General features: G+C 65.2%; 6 protein-coding genes. 4 read left to right on the plus strand and 2 right to left on the minus strand.

Annotation, left to right across the window (positions count from 1 at the left end; genetic code table 11):
- Positions 1 to 90: 90 nt before the first annotated feature.
- Positions 91 to 1068 carry a hypothetical protein gene (locus VJ897_RS04430; RefSeq protein WP_324053623.1) on the minus strand — a complete coding sequence of 326 codons (978 nt, stop codon included), beginning with the start codon at positions 1066 to 1068 and terminating at the stop codon, positions 91 to 93.
- A gap of 109 nt (positions 1069 to 1177) precedes the next feature.
- Complete coding sequence (locus tag VJ897_RS04435) at positions 1178 to 2392, minus strand: acyl-CoA dehydrogenase (RefSeq protein ID WP_324053625.1); 1215 nt, start codon at positions 2390 to 2392, stop codon at positions 1178 to 1180.
- A gap of 108 nt (positions 2393 to 2500) precedes the next feature.
- Here VJ897_RS04435 and VJ897_RS04440 point away from each other — a divergent pair, with 108 nt between their 5' ends.
- From VJ897_RS04440 to VJ897_RS04455, 4 genes are all read left to right on the plus strand, one after another.
- Complete coding sequence (locus tag VJ897_RS04440; RefSeq protein ID WP_324053627.1) at positions 2501 to 3400, plus strand: AAA family ATPase; 900 nt, start codon at positions 2501 to 2503, stop codon at positions 3398 to 3400.
- Between the two features lie 119 nt (positions 3401 to 3519).
- Entirely contained in the window at positions 3520 to 3909 is a 390-nt protein-coding gene (locus VJ897_RS04445) for a hypothetical protein (protein WP_324053629.1), read from the plus strand.
- Positions 3902 to 5149 carry a vWA domain-containing protein gene (locus VJ897_RS04450; RefSeq protein ID WP_324053631.1) on the plus strand — a complete coding sequence of 416 codons (1248 nt, stop codon included), beginning with the start codon at positions 3902 to 3904 and terminating at the stop codon, positions 5147 to 5149. The genes VJ897_RS04445 and VJ897_RS04450 overlap by 8 nt, the downstream gene beginning before the upstream one ends.
- A 64-nt stretch (positions 5150 to 5213) precedes the next feature.
- Positions 5214 to 6799 (plus strand): ABCB family ABC transporter ATP-binding protein/permease (locus tag VJ897_RS04455; RefSeq protein ID WP_324053633.1); only part of this gene is annotated, 1586 nt, incomplete at its 3' end.

The raw sequence follows: 6799 nt of genomic DNA on the forward strand, positions 1-6799 counted from the left end.
CGGCGACGCATGGGCGTCCTGCCCGGTATGTCGATCAGCGGGGCGTCTGGGCGCACCATCGCTCAGTCATGGCATGGAAGCCACCTTGCCTCAGGCCTGTGCCGTCGCCGGTGCGGCCTGCTCTGACGGGTCCGACCGCTCGGCCTGGCGGGCCTCGATGCGCGCCAGTCGCTTTGCGAAAAGCGGGCGGTTGGTGTCGCGCAGCACGAAGCGGCAGAGCCGGGCCAGCAATCCCTCGCGCCCGTCCTCGTCAAGCTGCATGAAAAGGGTGCGCAGGTAAGGCAGGTGCTGCTGCCGTGCGCGCCAGTAGCCGGCAAAGGCGGCATGATCGAGCGTGCCTTCCATCGCCTCGTCGATCAGGTCATCCAGCACCCCCATGACGGACAGGTCACGCTCGGGCGTGCGGCCCAGGTGCGGGGTGCGCAGAAGCAGGGTGTTGGGCGCGGCGAAAAGGGTCGCGTGCATTGCGTCCTCGGCCACCAACGGATCGTGGATGACCCAGGCCCGGCTGGCGGTTTCCAGCATGTCCGGGGCATAGCCGAAACGGCTGGTGAAGTCCTTGGCCCGCTGACCCATGAATCGATGGTCCCATGCGGCGCGGGCCGGGTCCAGCGTGGCCTGCGGGCGGAGGGTCAGCACCCGGGCCTCGGGGGCAGCGACGGAATAGGCCGCGGCGGCATAGCCCGCGCCACCGACCCCGTAGAAAAGCACTTCCTCGAAGTCGTCGAAATATCCCTCGTCGATCAGCTCGTCGAAATAGGCATAGACGGCTTCGTCGCGGAACCAGTTCTCTGGCTCGCTGGCCAGCAGGGTCAGCGTCGACCAGCCCCGGTCCCGCGCCATCAGCCAGCCGCGCGGGGCGGCGTCGGGGTGAAACTTGCGCGCCGCCGGCACGTTCTCGAAGCTGACCAGCAGGCGTGGCCCGGCGTATATCCGCGTCGCCAAGTAGCGCTCGCCCAGCCGCGCGCACTGGCCAAGGGCATTGCCCAGCTCTTCGACGCGGTCGCGCCAGGGCTCGGGGTCCAGCCCCTCCAGTTGCAGGTCGAACAGATCATGTTGGTCGGCCATCGGTCCTCGCCCGGGTTTCGCCATGTCGTGGCACCCTGTCTTTCTGATCTGTATATGCGGCCAGAATTTGCAAGTCCTGGGCCATTTTGGCGATTGCGCCGTGCTGCGCCTAGAAAAACGCCTGCAGTCCGGTCTGCGCCCGCCCAAGGATCAGGGCGTGCACGTCATGCGTGCCCTCGTAGGTGTTCACCGTCTCCAGGTTGATCATGTGGCGAATCACGTCGTATTCGCCAGAGATGCCGTTGCCGCCGTGCATGTCGCGGGCCTGTCGGGCGACATCCAGCGCCTTGCCGCAATTGTTGCGCTTCATCAGGCTGATGCCCTCGGGCGCGGCCTGACCCGCGTCCATCAGCCGGCCCAGTTGCAGCGCCCCCTGCAGGCCCAGGGTGATCTCCGTCTGCATGTCGGCCAGTTTTTTCTGGAACAACTGGGTGTTCGCCAGCGGTCGCCCGAACTGCTTGCGGTCCAGTCCGTACTGGCGCGCGGCGTGCCAGCAGGCCTCGGCGGCGCCCAGGACGCCCCAGCTGATGCCATAGCGCGCGCGGTTGAGGCAGCCGAACGGCCCCTTGAGCCCCGAGACCCCGGGCAGCAGCGCCTCATCGCCGACCTCGACCCCGTCCATGACGATCTCGCCGGTGACCGAGGCGCGCAGGCTCAGCTTGCCCTCGATCTTGGGCGCCGACAGGCCGGGCGTGCCCGCCTCCAGAACGAAGCCGCGGATCTTGCCGTCATGGGCGTCGGACTTGGCCCAGACGATGAAGACATCCGCCAGCGGGCTGTTGGAAATCCAGGTCTTGGCCCCGGTCAGTCGATAGCCCGAAGCGGTCTTCTCGGCGCGGGTCTTCATGCCGGCGGGGTCGCTGCCCGCATCGGGTTCGGTCAGGCCGAAACAGCCGATCAACTCGCCGCTGGCCAAGCCGGGCAAGAATTTCCGCTTCTGCGCGTCGCTGCCATAGGCATGGATCGGATACATCACCAGGCTGGACTGGACGGACATCATCGACCGATAGCCCGAATCGACCCGCTCGATTTCCCGGGCAACGAGGCCATAGGTGACATAGCCCGCGCCCAGCCCGCCGAACTCCTCGGGGATGGTGACACCCAGCAACCCGGCCGCACCCATGGCGCGAAAGATGCCCGGATCGGCGGCTTCCATCGCGTAGGCATCGCGCACCCGGGGCGCCAAGTCTGCCCGGGCAAAGGCCTGTGCCGCGTCCCGAAGCATGCGTTCGTCTTCGGTCAGCTGGTGTTCCAGCCGCAGGGGATCGGTCCAGTCGAAGGGGCCGAGGTCGGGGCCGAAGCCCGGCGTCTTGGGATCGTTCATTTGGGTCTCCGCTCGTGCGGGGAAAGGCCTAGCGCGTCGGGCCGGGCGGGGCAATGCGTCGCTTGACCCCGGCCCCGTGCCATGCAGCATGATCCCCAGGGAGGCGCCATGAATAGCATAGACGAGGTTCAATCAGCCCTGGACGCGCAGGGATATGTCTGCGGGCGGGCACTGGCGACGGTGGTGTTCCTGTCGCTGAAACTCGGCCGTCCGCTGTTCCTGGAGGGCGAGGCGGGCACCGGCAAGACCGAGATCGCAAGGGCGATTTCCGCCGCGTTGGGCCGCGACCTGATCCGCCTGCAATGCTACGAGGGGCTGGATGCGGCCAGCGCCGTCTATGAATGGAACTTCCCTGCCCAGATGATCGCCATCCGCGCTGCCGAGGCCGAGGGCGCGGCGGACAAGGAGGTGCTGCAACGCACGCTGTTTTCTGGGGATTTCCTGATCGAAAGGCCCCTGCTGCAAGCCATGCGCCCGCATGAAGACGGCGCGCCGGTCCTGCTGATCGACGAGATCGATCGCACGGACGAACCCTTCGAGGCCTTCCTGCTGGAAGCCCTGTCGGATTTCCAGGTGACGATCCCCGAACTGGGCACGATCAAGGCGCCTGAGCCGCCCATCGTGATCCTGACCTCGAACCGCACGCGAGAGGTGCACGACGCGCTCAAAAGGCGCTGTCTCTATCACTGGGTGGACTATCCCGAGTTCGAGCGCGAGATGGACATCCTGCGCGCCCGAGCGCCCGAGGCGAGCGAAAGCCTGCGCCGCGAGATCGTCGCCTTCGTCCAGCACCTGCGCCGCGAGGACCTGTTCAAGCGCCCCGGCGTGGCCGAGACCATCGACTGGGCCAAGTGCCTGTTGGCGCTGGATGCGATCGAACTGTCGCCCCAGGTCATTGCCGACACCCTGGGCGCGATCCTGAAATACCAGGACGACATCGCGCGCATCGAAGGGTCCGAGGCCAAGCGCATTCTCGACGAGGCGCGCGCCGAGCTGTCGTCGGTATGAATGTCGACGGCCGCCCCCTTCTTAGTCGGAACACCGTAGCTGCGGGCAGAAGTCTCCTTATGCTCTCGTTCGGTATCATCCTAGTCAGAAAGCTGGACGTAGATTACGAAGTTGTGACAGTGACCGGAGTCGCGCTCAAAGAGGGTCAAATCAATTCGGGAATAATCTGGATAACAGGGCTGCTAGTTGTTTCTCTGATAATAAATTGGATTGCCGACCTTTTTTCAGCGGGGACCTTTGGACTTTCACTTTCGACGAAGAAAGAAAATCTTTATTCGGATCAGTTAAGCGATCCCCCCAGTCGATTGAAGTCGATTACCGATCAATTTTTCGAAGATGGAAAGTTCAATGAAAACCCAGACATTGAGAAAGTTAAAGTCGATTTAAAAAATCTCAGAGATTCAATGTGGTGGCATAGTAGATACGTGATATTCTATGTCGTTGGTTGGGGGCTGTTAATCCCAGTATCGGTCGGAGTTTATGCGGTCTGCAGTGTGATAAGTGTCTGATTTCGCCACACACGACCTGCCCGAGGACGGCAAGCTGGCGCGCAACATCGCGCATTTCGCCCGCGCCCTGCGCAAGGCTGGCCTGCCGGTGGGGCCGGGGCGGGTGATAGACGCGATCCGCGCGGTCGAGGCGGCGGGGTTCACCGGGAAACAGGATTTCTACTGGACGCTGCAGGCCTGTTTCTGTTCGCGCCCCGAACATTTGCGTGTTTTCGGGCAGGTCTTTCGCCTTTACTGGCGTGATCCACGGTTCCTGGAACACATGATGTCCATGATGCTGCCGGCCATTCGCGGCGCGCAGCAGGAGGAACGGGCCGGACCGGCCGAGAAGCGCGCTGCCGAGGCGCTACTCGACGGGATTGAGCCGGATCGGCCCGCCCCCGAGGATGACCGCGAGGAAAGCGTGCTCGAGGTCGACGCCTCGGCCACGCTGTCGCCCGAGGAACGCCTGCGGACCCTCGATTTCGCGCAGATGAGCACCGACGAGATGGCCCGCGCCCGGCGGATGCTGGCGCGGCTGACCCTGCCGGTGCGCCCGGTGAAATCCCTCCGGACCGAGGCAATGGCCGGGCCGATGCCGGACTGGCGCCGCACCATGCGCCGGTCGATGCGCCAGGGGGGCGAGATCCGCGCCTTCGAGACCCGGCGTCGGCGCATCCGCTACCCGAACCTGGTTGTGCTTTGCGACATATCGGGGTCCATGTCGGAGTATTCCCGCGCCGTGCTGCATTTCGTCCATGCCGTCAGCAACGCGCGCGGGCAGGGCTGGGCCAGGGTCCATGCCTTCACCTTCGGCACCCGGCTGACCAACATAACCCGGCACATGCGCGCCCGGGACGTGGACCAGGCCCTGGCCGATGCCGGGGCCGAGGCACGGGACTGGGAGGGCGGCACCCGCATCGCCGCCTGCCTGCACGATTTCAACCGCGACTGGTCGCGCCGGGTGTTGGGACAGGGGGCGGTGGTGCTTCTGATCTCCGACGGGCTGGACCGCGACGAGACCGGCGCGCTGGGCCGCGAGGCAGAGCGCCTGGGCCTGTCGTGCCGCCGGCTGATCTGGCTCAACCCCCTGCTGCGCTGGTCGGAGTTCGCGCCCCGGGCGCGCGGCATCCGCGAGATACTGCCGCATGTCCACAGTTTCCGCCCGGGCCACAACATCGCGGCCCTCGACGGGCTTGCGGAGGCCCTGTCCGATCCCTTCGAGACCGGAGAGAAACGGCGCCTGATGCAGATGATCTGAGCCGCACTCTGGTCATTGCCGCCCGGGGGGCCTACCTATGGCCCCTCACGACAAGGACCACCCGATGCGCCGCGCCGCCCAGCCCGATTCAATCCCCGACGACCAGCCCATCGAGGGCTGGAACGTGGTGTTGCGCGTCGCGCCCTATCTCTGGCCCGAAGACAAGCCTTGGGTGAAACGCCGCGTGGTGCTGGCGCTGGTGGCGCTGGTCGCGTCCAAGCTGGTCGCGGTGGTGGGGCCGATGCTCTACAAATTGGTGGTCGATACGCTCTCGGGCGAGGCGGGCGATGCCAAGCTGCTCGCGCTGGGCGCGGTGGGCCTGACGGTGGCCTACGGCATGGCGCGGCTGATGACCAACGGCTTTCAACAACTGCGCGACGTGATCTTCGCCAAGGTGGGCCAGAGCGCCCTGCGCCAACTGGCGCTGGAGACCTTCACCCATATCCACCGTCTTTCCATGCGCTATCACATCACCCGAAAGACCGGGGGCCTGAGCCGCATCATCGAACGCGGCGTCAAGGGCGTGGATTTCCTGCTGCGGTTCCTGTTGTTCAGTATCGGGCCGCTGATCCTCGAACTGTTGATGATCGCGGTGATCCTGTGGTGGCACTTCGGCTTCAGCTACCTCGGCGTGGTGGCTGTGACCATCGCCATCTACATCTGGTTCACCTTCAAGGTGACCGAATGGCGCGTGCGCATCCGCAAGGAGATGAACGCCCAGGACACCGATGCCAACCAGAAGGCCATCGACAGCCTGCTGAACTTCGAGACGGTCAAGTATTTCGGTGCCGAACAGCGCGAGGCGGGCCGCTATGACGGGGCCATGGCGCTTTACGAGACGGCGGCGCTCAAGACGGCCTACACGCTGGGTCTGCTCAACTTCGGCCAGGCCTTCGTGATCACGACAGGGCTGGTTCTGGTCATGGTCATGGCCGCCTTCGGGGTGCAGAACGGCACGCTGACCACGGGCGATTTCGTCATGGTCAACGCCTACATGATCCAGATCACCATGCCGCTGAACTTCCTCGGCTCGGTCTACCGCGAGATCCGGCAGGCCATGGTCGACATGGCCGAGATGTTCGACCTGCTGGAACAGCCGCCCGACGTGGCCGACCGCCCCGGTGCGCACCGTCTGGATGTGGACAAGGGCGAGGTCAGCTTCGACACCGTCACCTTCGGCTACGATCACGAGCGCCCGATCCTGCGCGGCGTTTCGCTGTCGGTGGGCGCGGGGCAGACCGTGGCGCTGGTGGGATCTTCTGGGTCGGGCAAGTCCACCATCGGGCGGCTGCTGTTCCGGTTCTACGATGTCTCGGGCGGGGCCATCCGCATCGACGGGCAGGACATCCGCGAGGTCACGCAGGACAGCCTGCATGACGCCATCGGCGTGGTGCCGCAGGACACGGTGCTGTTCAACGATTCCATCCGCTACAACATCGCCTATGGCCGCGCCGACGCCACCCAGGACGAGGTCATCGCCGCCGCGCGCGCCGCCCAGATCCACGATTTCATCAGCACTCTGCCCGAAGGCTATGACACGATGGTCGGTGAACGCGGGCTCAAGCTGTCGGGCGGTGAAAAGCAACGGGTGGGCATTGCCCGCACGCTGCTCAAGAACCCGCCGATCCTCATTCTGGACGAAGCGACGTC

The organism is Salibaculum sp. (assembly GCF_035270045.1).
In the GTDB taxonomy this organism is placed as follows: domain Bacteria; phylum Pseudomonadota; class Alphaproteobacteria; order Rhodobacterales; family Rhodobacteraceae; genus Salibaculum.

Bases quoted from the DNA above. Each gene is read 5' to 3' on its own strand.
- VJ897_RS04435 (WP_324053625.1), bottom strand. From the start codon at position 2,392: ATGAACGATCCCAAGACGCCGGGCTTCGGCCCCGACCTCGGCCCCTTC.
- VJ897_RS04440 (WP_324053627.1), top strand. From the start codon at position 2,501: ATGAATAGCATAGACGAGGTTCAATCAGCCCTGGACGCGCAGGGATAT.
- VJ897_RS04430 (WP_324053623.1), bottom strand. From the start codon at position 1,068: ATGGCCGACCAACATGATCTGTTCGACCTGCAACTGGAGGGGCTGGAC.